Source organism: Pseudomonas jinjuensis (genome assembly GCF_900103845.1).
GTDB classification, from domain to species: domain Bacteria; phylum Pseudomonadota; class Gammaproteobacteria; order Pseudomonadales; family Pseudomonadaceae; genus Pseudomonas; species Pseudomonas jinjuensis.
Genome location: NZ_FNIJ01000006.1, coordinates 90,080 through 106,444, shown reverse-complemented (window position 1 = coordinate 106,444; position 16,365 = coordinate 90,080). Strand labels below are relative to the sequence as shown.

Genomic DNA, 16,365 nt, shown 5'->3' with positions numbered 1-16,365 from the left:
AGTCATTGAATTTAAATAAAAATAATATTTTGGCGAGTTTGGCACAGCGCTTGCCATAAGGGGTAAGGGCCTGCCTGCGGGCAGTCCCCAAAAACAAATTCTCCCAGCCAGGGAGATAACGCTTTCGGTGTCGCGCGGCCAACGCGCATACCCGTGAGGACCCAGCTGCCATGACCAAGCAACCCTTCTACAAGAGCCTTTACGCCCAGGTGCTGATCGCCATCGCCATCGGCATCGCGCTCGGCCACTTCTACCCGCAGGTCGCCGTGACCATGAAGCCCCTGGGCGATGGTTTCGTAAAACTGATCAAGATGGCCATCGCGCCGATCATCTTCTGCACCGTGGTGACCGGTATCGCCGGCATGCAGAGCATGAAGGCCGTGGGCAAGACCGGGGGCATGGCGCTGCTGTACTTCGAAGCCGTCTCCACCATCGCCCTGATCATCGGCCTGGTGGTGGTCAACGTCGCGCAGCCGGGCGTCGGCATGCACGTCGATCCGGCCAGCCTGGACGCCAGCAAGATCGCCGCCTATGCCGCGGCGGGCGAGAAGCAGAGCACCATCGACTTCCTGCTGAACGTCATCCCCAACACCGTGGTCGGCGCCTTCGCCAACGGCGACATCCTGCAGGTGCTGTTCTTCTCCGTGCTGTTCGGCTACGCCCTGCATCGCCTGGGCAGCTACGGCCAGCCGATCTTCCAGTTCATCGAGCGCTTCACCCACGTGATGTTCAACATCATCAACGTGATCATGAAGGTCGCTCCCATCGGCGCGTTCGGCGCCATGGCCTTCACCATCGGCGCCTACGGCGTCGGCTCGCTGGTGCAATTGGGCCAATTGATGGCGTGCTTCTACATCACCTGCCTGCTGTTCGTGCTGGTGGTGCTGGGCGGCATTGCCCGCGCCCACGGCTTCAGCATCCTGAAGTTCATCAAGTACATCCGTGAAGAACTGCTGATCGTGCTCGGCACCTCGTCCTCCGAGTCGGCCCTGCCGCGCATGATCGCCAAGATGGAGAAGCTCGGCTGCGACAAGAGCGTGGTCGGCCTGGTGATCCCCACCGGCTACTCCTTCAACCTCGACGGCACCTCGATCTACCTGACCATGGCCGCGGTGTTCATCGCCCAGGCCACCGACACGCCGATGGACATCACCCACCAGCTGACCCTGCTGGCGGTGCTGCTGATCGCCTCCAAGGGCGCCGCGGGCGTCACCGGCAGCGGCTTCATCGTCCTCGCCGCGACCCTGTCCGCCGTCGGCCACCTGCCGGTCGCCGGCCTGGCGCTGATCCTCGGCATCGACCGCTTCATGTCCGAAGCCCGCGCGCTGACCAACCTGGTGGGCAACGGCGTGGCCACCGTGGTGGTGGCGAAGTGGTGCAAGCAGCTCGACGAGAACACCCTGCAGGAAGAGCTGGCTGCGGGTCCGGTCACCGTCGAGGCGCAGGAGGCTGTCAGCTGAGGCGCCCCCTCTTCGGCAAATGCGAAGCCCGCTCGAAAGAGCGGGCTTTTTTGTGAACGGGGGCGGGAGCCAGCTTGGTGGCGAATGCTGGCTGGAACATTGCTTCGCGAGCAAGGACTGGGCGTCCCCCTCGGTCCTATGAAGAGCGCGATGCACCCTCCAGCGTTCCTCACGCTCCTGCGTGGGAATGCATCCATGGACGCTCCTGCGTCCGGACGCGGGCGGGAGGGTGGGAGCGAGCAGGGATAGGGCGAATGAAGCGGAACGCTTCATCCGCCGATGAGACCGTGCCGATGTGGTGGCGGATAACGCTGGCGCGTTATACGCCCTACCCGGATGGTTACGCCGAACCTGTAGGAGCGGGCCATGCCCGCGAAATAGCGCGCCTGGCGCGTTCCTGCCGGGATCAGAGAATGATCTTGTCCTTCAGTTTCTCCACCGCCTGCTGCAGCGCCTGGATCACCCGTTCCTTGTCGAAGTTCTGCACGTTGTTGGTATCCAGGTACATGGAGAACCCTGGCAGCTCGGTCTCGATGAAGCTGGAGCTGGCGCCCAGGTCGCGGCGGAAGTCGACCACCTGGTAGATCTGCACCGGCCGGCTGAAGCCCTTCACGCTGATCTGGCCCTTGTCGCGGCACATGATCACGTCCTTGGCCAGCGAGTAGGTCTCGTGGCTGATGAGGATCTCGCCGGCCTCGGCGGCGCTTTCCAGACGGCTGGCGAGGTTCACCTCGCGGCCGATGATGGTGTAGTCCATGCGCGTCGCCGCGCCGAAGTTGCCCACCGTGCAGTAGCCGGTGTTCACGCCCATGCGCACTTCCAGCGGCTTGGTGATGCCCTGGGCGCGCCACTGCTGGCGCAGCACCTTCATGTGCTTGCGCATGGCGATGGCCATGGAGACGGCGGCCACCGCGTCCTTCTTCGCGCCCTGGGTGGCCGGGTCGCCGAAGAACACCATCACCGCGTCGCCGACGAACTTGTCGATGGTGCCGCCGAATTTCAGGGCGATCTTCGACATCTCGTTCAGGTAGGTGTTGAGCAGGTCGGTCAGCGCCTCGGCTTCCAGCTCCTCGGACAGCTCGGTGAAGCCCTTGATGTCGGAGAAGAACACCGTCAGCTTCTTGCGCTGGGTTTCCAGGCGCACGCTCTTGCGCCCGCTGAAGATCGACTCCCACACCTGCGGCGACAGGTACTTGGCGAGGTTGTGCGCCAGCCGCGCGGCCTTTTCCTGTTCGCGGGTGATCGCCTCCTGGGCCTGGGCCAGGCGCAGCCCCTGCTGGTGGACGAAGTAGGCGATGATGCCGATGTACAGCCCCGAGAGCAGGATGCTGACCAGCGACACCAGCACCGGCGTCTCGCCCTTGAAGCCGGGCATGGTCAGCGCCCCGGTGAACATCGCGGCGCTCAGCGCGATCAGCAGGATCAGGCCGAGCGAGCGCAGGCCGCCGAGCACCAGCGCGGAAAAGGCCAGCACCAGAATCAGCATCAGGCTGGGCACCACCGAATAGCCGAGCAGCGCCGCGCTGGCGCCGGCATGCACGGCGTCGATGTAGAGCAGCAACTGGCGGGTGCGGTCGGGGTTTTCGGTCTTGAAGCGGCGGCTCAGGTAGTAGGCCAGGTGCGGGTAGAGCAGGGCGTACGGGACCATCCAGAGGATCTCGTAGCCGAAGTAGCCGCTCAGGGTGCCCGCGGCGATGCTGGCGGCGACGGTGATGTAGGCCAACACGCGGGAATGGTGCTCACCCAGGGTTACAGCGATATCGGGGCTGCCCGATTGTTCCGAGACGATGGGCTTCATGCGCTGAATATCCCTGTGGCGTGTTGGCAGTCGCGGACTTGCGACTCGAAGAATCTTAACCAAGCCCCAGCCGGCGAGCCAGCCGGCCGTCGCTGGAATCATGACGGTTGCGCGTCAGGGGTTCTCCGGGGACTGGATGAACAGCGGGAACGGCTCCGACCGAGCCTGGTGCAGGCGGCGCTGCGCGAGTCTGGATGGCGGGGTTGCAGGAGCGGGCCATGCCCGCGACCGTGACTGTCGCGCGCATGGCGCGCTTCTGCGGCCCAGTTGCTTCTCCGGGACGTGACGGCGTAATGCGCTTCGCGAACAAGCTCGCTCCTGCAAAAAAGCCGGAGACGCTGGGCATCTCCGGCTCTTGCCATTCCCGTACGGATGGATCAGTTCGGCGTGTAGATCTGGTCGAACACGCCGCCGTCGACGAAGTGGGTCTTCTGCACCGAACGCCAGTCGCCGAAGGTCTTCTCCACCGAGAAGAAGTCCACTTTCGGGAAGCGGTCGGAGAACCTGGCGAGGATTTCCGGGTTGCGCGGGCGCAGGTAGTTGTTCGCCGCTATGGTCTGGCCCTCGTCGGACCACAGGTACTTCAGGTAGGCCTCGGCCAGCGCGCGGCTGCCCTTCTTGTCCACCACCTTGTCGACCACCGCTACCGGCGGTTCGGCCTCGGCGGAGACGCTCGGGTAGACCACCTCGAAGCCGCCGCGGCCGAATTCGCGGGCGATCATCTCGGCTTCGTTCTCGAAGGTGATGAGAACGTCGCCGATCTGGTTCTGCATGAAGGTGGTGGTGGCGGCGCGGCCGCCGGTATCCAGCACCGGTACGTGCTTGAACAACTGGCCGACGAATTCCTTCGCCTTGGCCTCGTCACCGCCGTGCTTCAGCGAGTAGCCCCAGGCGGACAGGTAGGTGTAGCGGCCGTTGCCGGAAGTCTTCGGGTTCGGCACCACGACCTGCACGCCGTCCTTGAGCAGGTCCGGCCAGTCCTTCAGGCCCTTGGGGTTGCCCTTGCGCACGATGAACACGGTGGCCGAGGTGAACGGCGCGCTGTTGTTCGGCAGGCGCGTGGCCCAGTCCTGCGGCACCAGGCCGCCGTGGTCGGCGAGGGCGTCGATGTCGGTGGCCTGGTTCATGGTGATGACGTCGGCCGGCAGGCCGTCGATCACCGAGCGGGCCTGCTTGCTGGAGCCGCCGTGGGACATCTGGATGGTGGGCTTCTCGCCTTTCTCGGCCTGCCAGTGCTTCTGGAAGGCGGCGTTGTAGTCCTTGTAGAAGTCGCGCATCACGTCGTAGGAGACGTTGAGCAGGGGCTGGGCGGCCTGGGCAGCGGATGCCAGGGCCAGTCCGGCGGCCAGCAGCGAGGCGCTGAAGAGTCGTTTCACGGGAGCTTCCTTCGGGCAGTGTCGTAGGCCTGGGATTATGCCGTCAGGTTATATGTCGCTTAAATACTTTAAGGCTATTTGCTTATGCGCACCGCCGCCGCTGCCGGATGCAGCGGCGGCGGTCGGGCTCACAGGGCTTCTTCGCCAGCCACTTCGTCCACATCGCCGGCGGCCATGCAGGCCGCGGCGGTGAACAGGGCGTCGGTGGAGGAGTTCAGCGCCGTTTCGAAGGCGTCCTGCAGGATGCCGATGACGAAGCCGATCGCCACCACCTGCATCGCCACTTCGCTGGAGATGCCGAACAGGCCGCAGGCCAGCGGGATCAGCAGCAGCGAACCGCCGGCCACGCCGGAGGCGCCGCAGGCGCAGACCGAGGCGACCACGCTGAGCAGGATGGCGGTGGGCAGGTCCACCGGGATGCCCAGGGTGTGCACCGCAGCGAGGGTGAGCACGCTGATGGTGACCGCCGCTCCGGCCATGTTGATGGTCGCGCCCAGCGGAATGGAGACCGAGTAGGTGTCCTCATGCAGGCCCAGGCGCTCGCAGAGTTGCAGGTTGATCGGGATGTTGGCCGCCGAACTGCGGGTGAAGAAGGCGGTGATGCCGCTCTCGCGCAGGCAGGTGAAGACCAGCGGATAGGGGTTGCGGCGGATCTTCGACCAGACGATGACCGGGTTGACCACCAGCGCCACGAACAGCATGCAGCCGACCAGCACCAGCAGCAGGTGCAGGTAGCCGAGCAGGGCGTCGAAGCCGGATTCGGCGAGGGTGCTGGCGACCAGGCCGAACACGCCCAGCGGGGCGAAGGCGATCACCACGCGGACGATCAGGGATACGCCGTTGGACATGTCCTCGAGCATGTCGCGGGTGCTCTGCCGCGCATGGCGCAGGGCGATGCCGAGGCCGACCGCCCAGGCCAGGATGCCGATGAAGTTCGCGTCCAGGATGGCCTTCGCCGGGTTGCTGGTGACGCTGAACAGCAGGCTGTTGAGCACTTCGCCGATGCCGCCGGGCGGTGCCAGTTCCTGGGCCGCCGCGTTCAGCACCAGGGTCGACGGGAAGGCGAAGCTGGCGATCACCGCCACCACCGCCGCCGAGAAGGTGCCGATCAGGTAGAGCAGCAGGATCGGCCGGATATGCGTGCGCTGGCCTTGCTTGTGGTTGGCGATCGACGACATCACCAGGACGAACACCAGGATCGGTGCCACCGCCTTCAGGGCGGAGATGAACAGCTTGCCGAGCAGGCCGACCGACAGGGCCGCCTGTGGCGAAAGCCAGGCGAGGGCGATGCCCAGGAGCATGCCGATGAAGATCCGCATGACCAGGCTGGTACGCTTGAGTCGCTGCAGAAGGGTGGGGGCTGGAAGAGTCATGTTTTCCATCGCTGCAGGTGGAAGGGCTTCCGCCTTGTGGGCGAAAGAGCAGGGGGGCGGATTATGCCGGCAGCGGAGGCATTTGTGGGGTCGCTCGTCGCCGCGCCGACAGGTTTGCCGAGTATGCGCGGCGTCGGCGCGGACGACCTTGATCCATTACGGCAGGGCGCCGGATGAGCGGGCGCGCTGCTCCCGGCGCTCCAGCAGGCGCTGGCCGGCGATCACCAGCCAGCAGGCGAGGACGAACGGCGCGGTGAGCGGCGGCAGGCCGAGCGCGGCGAGACTGGGATGCAGCAGCACCGCCAGCGTCACGGCGCAGACGCCGCTCCAGGGCCGGGTCAGGCCGCGGCCCAGGGCGATGCCGGCGAGGGCGCCGTTCAGGCCGAGCAGCCCGGCCTGCGCCGACGCCTGCGGCAATCCGGCGAGATGGGCGATCAGCAGGGCGCCCGCCGAACCCGCCAGCGCCCAGCTGGCGCAGCGCCGGTCGGCCAGCAGCAGGCCGAGCCAGAGCAGCAGGCCGGCCAGCGGCTCGCCGAGGAAGATCACTTCGCCGATGCCCAGGGCCACGGCGTCCAGTTGCGGAACCAGGCAGCTCCAGCAGGCCGCCGCGGGCGCTTCCTGCAGTTGCAGCGCGCCGTCCAGCGCCAGCAGCAGCCAGCCGAGGCCGATGAAGGCCGTGGTGTAGGCGGGCAGGCGGCGCGCCTGGAGCAGGTGCTGCACGATCACGCTGGCCACGCTGGCGGCGAGGATCAGCAGCACCAGGGTGACCGACCACTGGAAGCGGAACGGCAGCAGCAGGCCGAGCAGGATGGCGTTGTAGCCGTACAGGCCGGCATCGATGTCGTCCCGCGAGCGCCGCAGCAGCCGCGCGGCCAGCGGACCGGCGACGGCGCCGAGCAGGGCGCCGGGCAGCAGGCGCGGAGCGGCGAGGGCGATGCTGGCGAGGATGACCAGGCCGAAGCGCTGGTCGGTCTGCAGGAAGATCTGGCTGAAGCCGAGCAGGTATCGGCGCAGGACGTGATGCATGGTGTGGTGTGGGCGGTTTCCGGAATAAAAAGAGGCTGCCAGTCGGCAGCCTTCAATGTCCATAGCCTGCGTGGGAGCCGTGTGACGGCGGCTATGGGCCGACAGCGTTCGTGGCCATTCAAGGCCAATCCCGGACGGACGGGGTCGCGGCCCCGTTTTCCCGGCCCCGTCCGTCCGGGAGTGACTCGGTTGAGGCTGCTGCCTGGGGCAGGAGCCTGTGTTCGTTGTTTCCTCTCTCACCCTAACCCTGGCTGCGCGCCCCGCTCCTGAGGGAGAGGGGACCGTTCGCTGTTGCCGGTTGGCACGGCATTCATCCCGACGCCGTGGCGCCCCCTCTCCCTCTGGGAGAGGGCTGGGGTGAGGGCTTCGGCGCGCCGCCGGCCCGCAATGGTGGATGAAAAAAGCCTCATCCACCCTGCGTCTGCCGATCTAGCTCGCCACCGTCTCGATCCGCAGCATGTTGGTGCTTCCCGGCGTCCCGAACGGCACGCCCGCGGTGATCACCACGGTATCCCCGCGTCGCGCCATGCGCTGGCCGAGGGCGATGTCCAGGGCGGTGGCGCAGATCTCGTCGACGTGGGCGAGCTGGGCGTTGACCACCGAGTGCACGCCCCAGGCCACGGTCAGGCGGCGGGCCGCGCGCAGGTTCGGAGTCAGGCTGAGGATCGGCGCGGTCGGCCGTTCGCGGGAGGCACGCAGGGTCGAGCTGCCCGATTCGGTGTAGTTGACCAGCACCGCCACCGGCAGGATGCGGCTGATCCGGCGGATCGCGCAGCTGATGGCGTCGGAGACGGTGGATTCCGGCTCCGGGCGGTTCAGTTCGAGCTGGGCCTGGTGATCGGGCTCGCCTTCGACCTGGCGGATGATCTTCGCCATCATCTCCACCGCCTCGCGCGGATACTGGCCGGACGCGGTCTCGGCGCTGAGCATCACGCAGTCGGCGCCTTCGCTGACGGCGGTGGCGACGTCGGTCACCTCGGCGCGGGTCGGCGCCGGGGAGAAGCGCATGGATTCGAGCATCTGCGTCGCCACCACCACCGGCCGGCCGAGCTGGCGGCAGACCTGGATGATGCGTTTCTGGATGCCCGGTACGTTCTGCGCCGGCACCTCCACGCCGAGATCGCCGCGGGCGACCATGATGGCGTCGGCCAGCCTGGTGATCTCCTCGATGTACTGCACCGCCGAGGGCTTCTCGATCTTCGCCATGAGGAACGCCTTGTCGCCGATCAGCGCGCGGGCCTCCTCGATGTCTTCCGGCCGCTGCACGAAGGACAGCGCCACCCAGTCCACGCCCAGCTCCAGGCCGAACGCCAGGTCACGGCGGTCCTTGGCGGTCAGCGGGCTGAGCTTGAGCACCGCCTCGGGGACATTGACACCCTTGCGGTCGGACAGCTCGCCGCTGTTCATCACCCGGGTCTCGATGGCGTCGCTGCGGGCTTCGAGCACCTGCAGGCGGATCTTGCCGTCGTCCAGCAGCAGGCTCATGCCCGGCTCCAGCGCGGCGATGATTTCCGGGTGGGGCAGGTTGACCCGCTTGTCGTCGCCCGGCGCATCGTTCAGGTCGAGGGTGAAGGTCTGGCCCTGCTGCAACTGCACCGCGCCGCTGGCGAAGCGGCCGACGCGCAGCTTCGGCCCCTGCAGGTCCATGAGGATGCCGATCGGGTAGCTCAGCTCCTGCTCGACCTCGCGCACCCAGGCGTAGCGCTGGGCATGGTCGGCGTACTCGCCGTGGCTGAAGTTCAGGCGGAACAGGTTGGCGCCGGCTTCCACCAGGGCGCGGATGTCCTCGCGGCTTTTGATCGCCGGGCCGAGGGTGGCGAGGATTTTTACCTTTTTATCTGGAGTCATTTTTCGCTGGCCTCGAGGATCAGGATTGCGCGGAAGTCGTTGACGTTGGTGCGGGTCGGGCCGGTGGTGACGAGGTCGTCCAGCTCGGCGAAGAAGCCGTAGCCGTTGTTGTCGTCCAGCTCGCGCAGCGGGTTCAGGCCGGATTCGAGGGCGCGGCGGTAGCTGCACGGGCTCATCAGGGCGCCGGCGTTGCTTTCCATGCCGTCGATGCCGTCGGTGTCGCCGGCCAGCGCCCAGATGCCGGGCTCGCCCTTGAGATCGGCGGTGAGGCTGAGGAGGAATTCGGCGTTGCGCCCGCCGCGGCCCTTGCCGCGCACGGTCACGGTGGTCTCGCCGCCGGAGAGGATCAGGCAGGGTGCCGCCAGCGGCTGTCCGTGCTTGCGCACCTGGCGGGCGATGCCGGCGTGGACCTTGGCCACTTCCCGCGATTCGCCTTCCAGATCGCCGAGGATGATGGTCTCGATGCCGGCGGCGCGGGCCTTCTCGGCGGCGGCGTCGAGGGCGCGCTGCGGCGTGGCGATCAGGGTGAAGTGGCTGCGCGACAGGCGCTCGTCGCCGGGCTTCACGGTTTCCGAGCGCGGGTCTTCCAGCCAGGTGCGGACATGCGCCGGCACGTCGATGGCGTAGCGCTTGAGGATTTCCAGGGCGTCGGCGGAGGTGGTCGGGTCGCCCACGGTGGGGCCGGAGGCGATCACCGTGGCCTCGTCGCCGGGCACGTCGGAAATCGCGTAGGTGTATACGCTGGCCGGCCAGCAGGCGCGGGCCAGGCGGCCGCCCTTGATCGCCGAGAGGTGCTTGCGCACGCAGTTCATCTCGCCGATGGCGGCGCCGGACTTCAGCAGCGCCTTGTTCAGCGCGCGCTTGTCGTCGAGGCTGATGCCTTCGGCGGGCAGGGCGAGGAGGGCGGAACCGCCGCCGGAGAGCAGGAAGACCACGCGGTCGTCTTCGGTGAGGCCGCTGACCAGCTCCAGCACGCGGCGGGCGACGCGCTCGCCGGCGTCGTCCGGCACCGGGTGCGCGGCTTCCACCACTTCGATGCGCTTGCAGTCGGCGCCGTAGCCGTAGGGTGCGACCACCAGGCCTTCCACCTCACCGTTCCAGTGCTGCTCGGCCACTTCGGCCATGGCGCCGGCGGCCTTGCCGGCGCCGATCACGATGGTGCGCCCGCCGTGCACGCGCGGCAGATGGCGGGCCAGCACCTGGGCCGGGTGGGCGGCGGCGATGGCGGTGTCGAACAGGTCGCGAAGGAAGACGCGCGGGTCGAGGGTCATGTCGGGCTCCTGTGATTTTTGTTTGGTCCCATGGCTCAGGCGCCTGTGGACAAGCGCCTCAGCGATGGCTTCGAACGCCCCGGCCGGCGAGGCCGTGAATCCCGCCGGCCGGGTGTTCGAAAACTCTTGGCAGTGCTTCATGCCTTCGTAGGATGGGTTGAGCCTGCGAAACCCATCATCCGGGTTCGAGCCTGGCTCGATGGGTATCGCTTCGCTCAACCCATCCTACGGAAGCCCCCGCGTTATTCCTTGCGGATCGAGAAGTTGGCCATGTGCTCCAGCCCCTTGATCAGGCCGGAGTGGTCCCAGTTGCTGCCGCCGATGGCCGCGCAGGTGCTGAACACCTGCTGGGCGTTGGCGGTGTTGGGCAGGTTCAGGCCCAGCTCGCGGGCGCCGGCCAGTGCCAGGTTGAGGTCCTTCTGGTGCAGGCTGATGCGGAAGCCCGGATCGAAGGTGCCCTTGACCATGCGCTCGCCGTGCACTTCGAGGATGCGCGAGGAGGCGAAGCCGCCCATCAGCGCCTCGCGCACCTTGGCCGGATCGGCGCCGTTGCGCGCGGCGAACAGCAGGGCCTCGGCCACCGCCTGGATGTTCAGCGCGACGATGATCTGGTTGGCGACCTTGGCGGTCTGGCCGTCGCCGTTGCCGCCGACGCGGGTGATGTTCTTGCCCATCGCCTGGAACAGCGGCAGGGCGCGTTCGAAGGTGTTCGGGCAGCCGCCGACCATGATGCTCAGGGTCGCCGCCTTGGCGCCGACCTCGCCGCCGGAAACCGGGGCGTCGAGGTACTGCGCGCCGGTGGCCTTGATCTTGTCGGCGAAGACCTTGGTGGCGGTGGGGGAGATCGAGCTCATGTCGATCACCACCTTGTTCGGGCCGACGCCCTCGGCGATGCCGTCCTTGCGGAACAGCACGTCATCGACCTGCGGGGTGTCCGGCACCATGACGATGATGAACTCGGCTTCCTGGGCGACTTCCTTCGGGTTGGCCAGGGCGACGGCGCCGGCTTCCAGCAGGGCGGCAGGGGCCTTGTCGTGGTGGGTGGAGAGGAACAGCTGGTGGCCGGCTTTCTGCAGGTTCTGCGCCATGGGCAGGCCCATGATGCCGGTGCCGATGAATCCGATCTTGGCCATGAGAATGTCTCCTGGTTTCGTGATGTTGTTGTGCCGGCGTGTGGCCGTAGGATGGGTTGAGCCTGCGATACCCATCACTGGGGTTCGGTTCAGGCTCGATGGGTATCGCTTCGCTCAACCCATCCTACGAACGGCAGGCCGTCGATAAGTCAGATGGCGTTGTGCGCCTTCAGCCAGCCCAGCCCCGCCTCGGTGGTGGTGGCGGGCTTGTATTCGCAGCCGATCCAGCCCCGGTAGCCGATGCGCTCGAGGTGCTGGAACAGGAAGCGGTAGTTGATCTCGCCGGTGCCTGGCTCGTGGCGGCCCGGGTTGTCGGCCAGCTGGATGTGGTTGATCGCAGCCAGGTTCTTTTCCATGGTGCGGGCCAGGTCGCCCTCCATGATCTGCATGTGGTAGATGTCGTACTGCAGGAACAGGTTGGCGCTGCCGACCTTCTCGCGAATCTCCAGCGCCTGTCTGGTGTTGTTCAGGTAGAAGCCAGGGATGTCGAGGGTGTTGATCATTTCCATGACCAGCGTGATGCCCGCGGCTTCGAGCTTGTCGGCCGCGTACTCCAGGTTGTTCAGGAAGGTGTTCTCGATGGTCGCGCAGTCATGGCCCTGCGGGCGGATGCCGGCCAGGCAGTTGACCTGGGTGTTGCCCAGCACCTTGGCGTAGGCGATGGCCTTGTCCACGCCGGCGCGGAATTCCTCGACGCGGTCCGGATGGCAGGCGATGCCGCGCTCGCCCTTGGCCCAGTCGCCGGCAGGAAGGTTGAACAGCACCTGCTCCAGCTTGTTGGCATCCAGCCGGGCCTTGATCGTCTCGGCTTCGAAGTCGTAGGGGAACAGGTACTCGACACCGCTGAAGCCGGCCTTGGCGGCGGCTTCGAAGCGGTCGAGGAAGTCCACCTCGGTGAACAGCATGGACAGGTTGGCGCAGAAACGGGGCATGTCAGGGGCCTCCAGTTGTGTATTCGGCAAAACTGTTCATTGGCCCCCCGCGTTCGCGGGGGCGACGTTGCGCCTGGGGTCGCCTGGGCTCCCGTCATCCCCGCGAACGCGGGGATCCAGAAAACATCAGTCCAGCAGCGGCTTAATCCAGGAGAGAGATTGCAGTCGGCGCGTCGGCGCCGGTCTTCGCCAGGTCCTCGAACTCGTTGATCGCGTTGATCTCGGTGCCCATGGAAATGTTGGTCACCCGCTCCAGGATGACTTCCACCACCACCGGAACCCGGTGCTGCTGCATCAGCTCGCGAGCCTGGGCGAGGGCGGCGCCGATCTGGTTCGGATCGAACACGCGGATCGCCTTGCAGCCGAGGCCCTCGACCACCGCGACGTGGTCCACGCCGTAGCCTTCCAGCTCGGGGGCGTTGATGTTGTCGAAGGCCAGCTGCACGCAGTAGTCCATGTCGAAACCACGCTGCGCCTGGCGGATCAGGCCCAGGTAGGAGTTGTTCACCAGCACGTGGATGTACGGCAGCTTGAACTGCGCGCCGACCGCCAGCTCCTCGATCATGAACTGGAAATCGTAGTCGCCGGACAGCGCCACCACCTGGCGGCTCGGGTCGGCCTTGACCACGCCCAGCGCTGCCGGAATGGTCCAGCCCAGCGGGCCGGCCTGGCCGCAGTTGATCCAGTGGCGCGGCTTGTAGACGTGCAGGAACTGCGCGCCGGCGATCTGCGACAGGCCGATGGTGCTGACGTAGCAGGTGTCCTTGCCGAAGAACTCGTTCATCTCCTCGTACACGCGCTGCGGCTTGACCGGCACGTTGTCGAAGTGGGTCTTGCGCTGCAGGGTGCGCTTGCGCTGCTGGCAGGATTCCAGCCAGGCGGCGCGGCACTTCAGCTTGCCGGCGGCTTTCCACTCGCGGGCCACTTCCAGGAAGGTATCGAGCGCTTCGCCAGCGTCGGAAACGATGCCCAGGTCGGGCATGAACACGCGGCCGATCTGGGTCGGTTCGATGTCGACGTGGATGAACTTGCGGCCTTCGGTGTAGACCTCGACGGTGCCGGTGTGGCGGTTCGCCCAGCGGTTGCCGATGCCGAACACCAGGTCGGATTCCAGCAGGGTGGCGTTGCCGTAGCGGTGCGAAGTCTGCAGGCCGACCATGCCGGCCATCTGCGGGTGGTCGTCGGGGATCACGCCCCAGCCCATCAGGGTCGGGATGACCGGAACGCCGGTCAGCTCGGCGAATTCCTGGAACTTGTCGGCGGCGTTGGCGTTGAAGATGCCACCGCCTGCGACCAGCAGCGGGCGCTCGGCGTCATTCAGCATCGCCAGGGCCTTCTCGGCCTGTACGCGAGTGGCTTTCGGCTTGCTCACCGGCAGCGGCTCGTAGGCGTCGATGTCGAACTCGATCTCGGCCATCTGCACGTCGAACGGCAGGTCGATCAGCACGGGGCCGGGACGGTCGCTGCGCATCAGCTGGAAGGCCTTCTGGAACACGTAGGGCACCTGGGCCGGTTCCAGCACGGTGGTGGCCCACTTGGCGACCGGCGCGGCGATCTTGGAGATGTCGACGGCCTGGAAGTCTTCCTTGTGCAGACGGGCACGCGGCGCCTGGCCGGTGATGCAGAGGATCGGGATGGAGTCGGCCGAGGCGGAGTACAGGCCGGTGATCATGTCAGTGCCGGCCGGGCCGGAGGTGCCGATGCACACGCCGATGTTGCCGGCCCTGGTGCGGGTGTAACCCTCGGCCATGTGCGACGCGCCTTCGACGTGACGGGCCAGGACGTGGTCGATGCCGCCGACTTTCTTCAGCGCAGCGTACATGGGGTTGATGGCGGCGCCCGGCACGCCGAACGCGGTATCCACGCCTTCACGACGCATTACCAGTACGGCAGCCTCGATTGCTCTCATTCTGGCCATATTTTGTTCCTCGGTTTTTATACTGATTGTGTACAAAAGTGAGGTGATAATAGCCATGCGTTTTGCCGAGGGTCAAGAGCGGCTGTATACGCTTCCAATCGTCGGGATTTTCATTTTATTTCAATAAAATCAATATTTTGAGCGCAACGATAGCGAGCTTATAAAACTGTCGTTTGAAAAAATGTATACAAAATTTCCTTAAAATCGTCGTTTTTCGTTGCCTGCGGATGGCCGATGGGCTACTAGATTGTGGCCAATTCCGGATTCCACCCCGCGCCCTGCGCAAGGTGGGCAACACGCTTCCTTTCATCATTCAGGAGACAACGACAATGAGCTCGATCAACCTGGAAACCGCCATCGGCATCACCCGCACCGCCTTCGCCGCCGCCCGCGAACTGTCCGCCGCGCCGCTGACCGTCGCCGTGCTCGACGCCGGCGGCCATCTGGTCGCCCTGCAGCGCGAGGACGGCGCGAGCATGCTCAGGCCGCAGATCGCCATCGGCAAGGCCTGGGGCGCGGTGGCCCTGGGAAAACCGTCGCGGGTGCTGGCGGCGGACGCGCAGCAGCGGCCGTCGTTCATCTCGGCGGTGAACACCCTGGCCCAGGGCAACCTGATCCCGGTGCCGGGCGGCGTGCTGATCCGCAATCAGGCCAATGAAGTGGTCGGCGCCGTCGGCATCAGCGGCGATACCTCGGACATCGACGAGCAGTGCGCGGTGCGTGGGGTGCAGTCGGTGGGGCTGGTGGCGGATATCGGTTGATCGTTACGGGAGATGGTTCCCGCGCTCCCGCGTGGGAACCATCCGTGAACGCGATCTCCGGCTACTGTAGGAGCAACTGTCTCGCTCCATGGCCAATCGCTGGTGTAGGGCGAATGAAGCGGAACGCTTCATCCACCGACCAGGCCACGCCGATGGGATGGCGGATAGCGCTGGCGCGCTATGCGCCCTACGTGGCTGCTCATGGTCCACTTGACGCCATACCTGTAGGAGCCAGGGGGACGCCTAGTTCTTGCTGGCGAACCAGGTTTTCCCTCAACGTCGGCGTGGAAGGAGAACACGGCAATCGCCAGCAAGCTGGCTCCTACAGGTCCGCTGTCAACCGGGGCATCTCTGCGAACGCAGGGGAAAACCTGTAGGAAGCGGGCCATGCCCGCGACATCGCGGTCGGTCGTGGGCATGGCCCACTCCTACAAGAAGCACTATCCGGCCACACCGGCGCTGAAGGAAAACCGGATCGCCAGTCGGTAGGGCGGGTGCAACCCGCCGATTCTGGTGCGAAATTACCGGCGGGTTTCACCCGCCCTACGTCCAGCCGTTATTTGAGTGCACGTGGGTAAACCTGTAGGAGCGGGCCATGCCCGCGAAATGGCGCGGATGGAGCGTGGGAACGACGGCCGCCCTACAACGGCAACGGCCGCAACCTGCCTTCGCTCTTGCGTTCGCCCGGCTCGTCCGGCGAGGTGCCGCGCAGCACCAGGCGGGTGATGGTCTCGGCCGCCGCTTCGAAATCGGCGTCGCTGAGGCTGTCCTTGCCGGTGACCATGGAGATCTGCCAGTCGAAGTCGGCGTAGGTCTGGGTCGCCGCCCAGATGGTGAACAGCAGGTGGTGCGGGTCCACCGGCGCCAGCAGGCCGCGGTCGATCCAGCTCTGCAGGCAGGCGATGTTGCGCTGGGCCTGGGCGTTCAGTTCGTCGAGGTATTCCCTCGGCAGGTGCGGCGCGCCATGCATCAGTTCGCTGGCGAACACCTTGGAGGCGTGCGGCAGTTCCTGGGAGATCTTCACCTTGGAGCGGATGTAGGCCTTCAGCGCCTCGCTCGGTTCGTCGTCCTCGCGGAACGGCGCGGAGGCCTGCAGCAGCGGCTCGACCACGCTCTCCAGCACGCTGCGGTAGAGGTTTTCCTTGGTCTGGAAGTAGTAGTAGACGTTCGGCTTGGGCAGTCCGGCGCGCGCGGCGATGTCGCTGGTCTTGGTCGCTGCGAAGCCCTTTTCGGCGAACTCTTCGCTGGCGGCACGGAGAATGAGGCGCCGGTTGCGCTCGCGAATGCTGGTCATGGTAACTATCTTCTTGCTACGGGCTGCCGCGGAGGCGGGCCGGGGATGGTAGCACCGCGTCGCGCGGCCTCTCAACCCGCGGCCGGCAAGGCTGCCAGGGTTTTTGTATACATTCTGCGCGGGCTGGTGTATTCGTAGACGACCCTGTCCGGGCCATTACAAGAAAGCCACCGCC

At 66.2% G+C, this 16,365-nt stretch carries 12 protein-coding genes; 2 read left to right on the top strand and 10 right to left on the bottom strand.

All coding sequences use genetic code 11. The features are described from left to right. Positions 1-170 precede the first annotated feature (170 nt). On the top strand, positions 171-1,460 hold the full coding sequence (locus BLR75_RS10175) for a dicarboxylate/amino acid:cation symporter (protein WP_084310771.1): 1,290 nt from the start codon (positions 171-173) through the stop codon (positions 1,458-1,460). 406 nt (positions 1,461-1,866) lie between these two features. Here the strand turns inward: BLR75_RS10175 and BLR75_RS10170 are convergent, their stop codons facing one another. From BLR75_RS10170 to gcl, 9 genes are all read right to left on the bottom strand, one after another. Then, positions 1,867-3,258: an adenylate/guanylate cyclase domain-containing protein gene (locus BLR75_RS10170; protein ID WP_084310770.1), complete on the bottom strand. Its 1,392-nt coding sequence runs from the start codon at positions 3,256-3,258 to the stop codon at positions 1,867-1,869. A 377-nt stretch (positions 3,259-3,635) separates the two neighbouring features. Next, on the bottom strand, positions 3,636-4,634 hold the full coding sequence (locus BLR75_RS10165) for a sulfate ABC transporter substrate-binding protein (protein ID WP_084310769.1): 999 nt from the start codon (positions 4,632-4,634) through the stop codon (positions 3,636-3,638). A gap of 128 nt (positions 4,635-4,762) precedes the next feature. Further along, positions 4,763-6,007 carry a serine/threonine transporter SstT gene (gene sstT, locus BLR75_RS10160; protein ID WP_084310945.1) on the bottom strand — a complete coding sequence of 415 codons (1,245 nt, stop codon included), beginning with the start codon at positions 6,005-6,007 and terminating at the stop codon, positions 4,763-4,765. Positions 6,008-6,163: 156 nt separating this feature from the next. Then, complete coding sequence (locus BLR75_RS10155; RefSeq protein ID WP_084310768.1) at positions 6,164-7,033, bottom strand: urea transporter; 870 nt, start codon at positions 7,031-7,033, stop codon at positions 6,164-6,166. 429 nt (positions 7,034-7,462) lie between these two features. Continuing rightward, the gene (gene pyk, locus BLR75_RS10150; protein ID WP_084310767.1) at positions 7,463-8,881 is read right to left on the bottom strand and encodes a pyruvate kinase; all 1,419 of its coding nucleotides are present in this window, start codon (positions 8,879-8,881) and stop codon (positions 7,463-7,465) included. Next, positions 8,878-10,152, bottom strand: coding sequence for a glycerate kinase type-2 family protein (locus BLR75_RS10145; RefSeq protein WP_084310766.1), 1,275 nt, complete (start codon positions 10,150-10,152; stop codon positions 8,878-8,880). Before BLR75_RS10145 ends, pyk begins: the two co-directional genes overlap by 4 nt. A gap of 242 nt (positions 10,153-10,394) precedes the next feature. Then, the gene (locus BLR75_RS10140; RefSeq protein WP_084310765.1) at positions 10,395-11,285 is read right to left on the bottom strand and encodes a 2-hydroxy-3-oxopropionate reductase; all 891 of its coding nucleotides are present in this window, start codon (positions 11,283-11,285) and stop codon (positions 10,395-10,397) included. Between the two features lie 149 nt (positions 11,286-11,434). Then, positions 11,435-12,217: a hydroxypyruvate isomerase gene (gene hyi / locus BLR75_RS10135; protein WP_084310764.1), complete on the bottom strand. Its 783-nt coding sequence runs from the start codon at positions 12,215-12,217 to the stop codon at positions 11,435-11,437. A 142-nt stretch (positions 12,218-12,359) separates the two neighbouring features. Continuing rightward, positions 12,360-14,135 carry a glyoxylate carboligase gene (gcl, locus tag BLR75_RS10130; RefSeq protein WP_084310763.1) on the bottom strand — a complete coding sequence of 592 codons (1,776 nt, stop codon included), beginning with the start codon at positions 14,133-14,135 and terminating at the stop codon, positions 12,360-12,362. Positions 14,136-14,464: 329 nt separating this feature from the next. Here gcl and BLR75_RS10125 point away from each other — a divergent pair, with 329 nt between their 5' ends. Next, complete coding sequence (locus BLR75_RS10125; protein ID WP_084310762.1) at positions 14,465-14,896, top strand: GlcG/HbpS family heme-binding protein; 432 nt, start codon at positions 14,465-14,467, stop codon at positions 14,894-14,896. Positions 14,897-15,536: 640 nt separating this feature from the next. Here BLR75_RS10125 and BLR75_RS10120 read toward each other — a convergent pair. Next, on the bottom strand, positions 15,537-16,190 hold the full coding sequence (locus BLR75_RS10120; RefSeq protein ID WP_084310761.1) for a TetR/AcrR family transcriptional regulator: 654 nt from the start codon (positions 16,188-16,190) through the stop codon (positions 15,537-15,539). Positions 16,191-16,365: the final 175 nt, after the last annotated feature.

Excerpts from the sequence above, each read along its gene's own strand:
- BLR75_RS10175 (WP_084310771.1), top strand. The coding sequence starts at position 171 with ATGACCAAGCAACCCTTCTACAAGAGCCTTTACGCCCAGGTGCTGATC.
- BLR75_RS10170 (WP_084310770.1), bottom strand. The coding sequence starts at position 3,258 with ATGAAGCCCATCGTCTCGGAACAATCGGGCAGCCCCGATATCGCTGTA.
- sstT (WP_084310945.1), bottom strand. The coding sequence starts at position 6,007 with ATGACTCTTCCAGCCCCCACCCTTCTGCAGCGACTCAAGCGTACCAGC.
- BLR75_RS10155 (WP_084310768.1), bottom strand. The coding sequence starts at position 7,033 with ATGCATCACGTCCTGCGCCGATACCTGCTCGGCTTCAGCCAGATCTTC.
- pyk (WP_084310767.1), bottom strand. The coding sequence starts at position 8,881 with ATGACTCCAGATAAAAAGGTAAAAATCCTCGCCACCCTCGGCCCGGCG.
- BLR75_RS10145 (WP_084310766.1), bottom strand. The coding sequence starts at position 10,152 with ATGACCCTCGACCCGCGCGTCTTCCTTCGCGACCTGTTCGACACCGCC.
- BLR75_RS10140 (WP_084310765.1), bottom strand. The coding sequence starts at position 11,285 with ATGGCCAAGATCGGATTCATCGGCACCGGCATCATGGGCCTGCCCATG.
- hyi (WP_084310764.1), bottom strand. The coding sequence starts at position 12,217 with ATGCCCCGTTTCTGCGCCAACCTGTCCATGCTGTTCACCGAGGTGGAC.
- gcl (WP_084310763.1), bottom strand. The coding sequence starts at position 14,135 with ATGGCCAGAATGAGAGCAATCGAGGCTGCCGTACTGGTAATGCGTCGT.
- BLR75_RS10125 (WP_084310762.1), top strand. The coding sequence starts at position 14,465 with ATGAGCTCGATCAACCTGGAAACCGCCATCGGCATCACCCGCACCGCC.
- BLR75_RS10120 (WP_084310761.1), bottom strand. The coding sequence starts at position 16,190 with ATGACCAGCATTCGCGAGCGCAACCGGCGCCTCATTCTCCGTGCCGCC.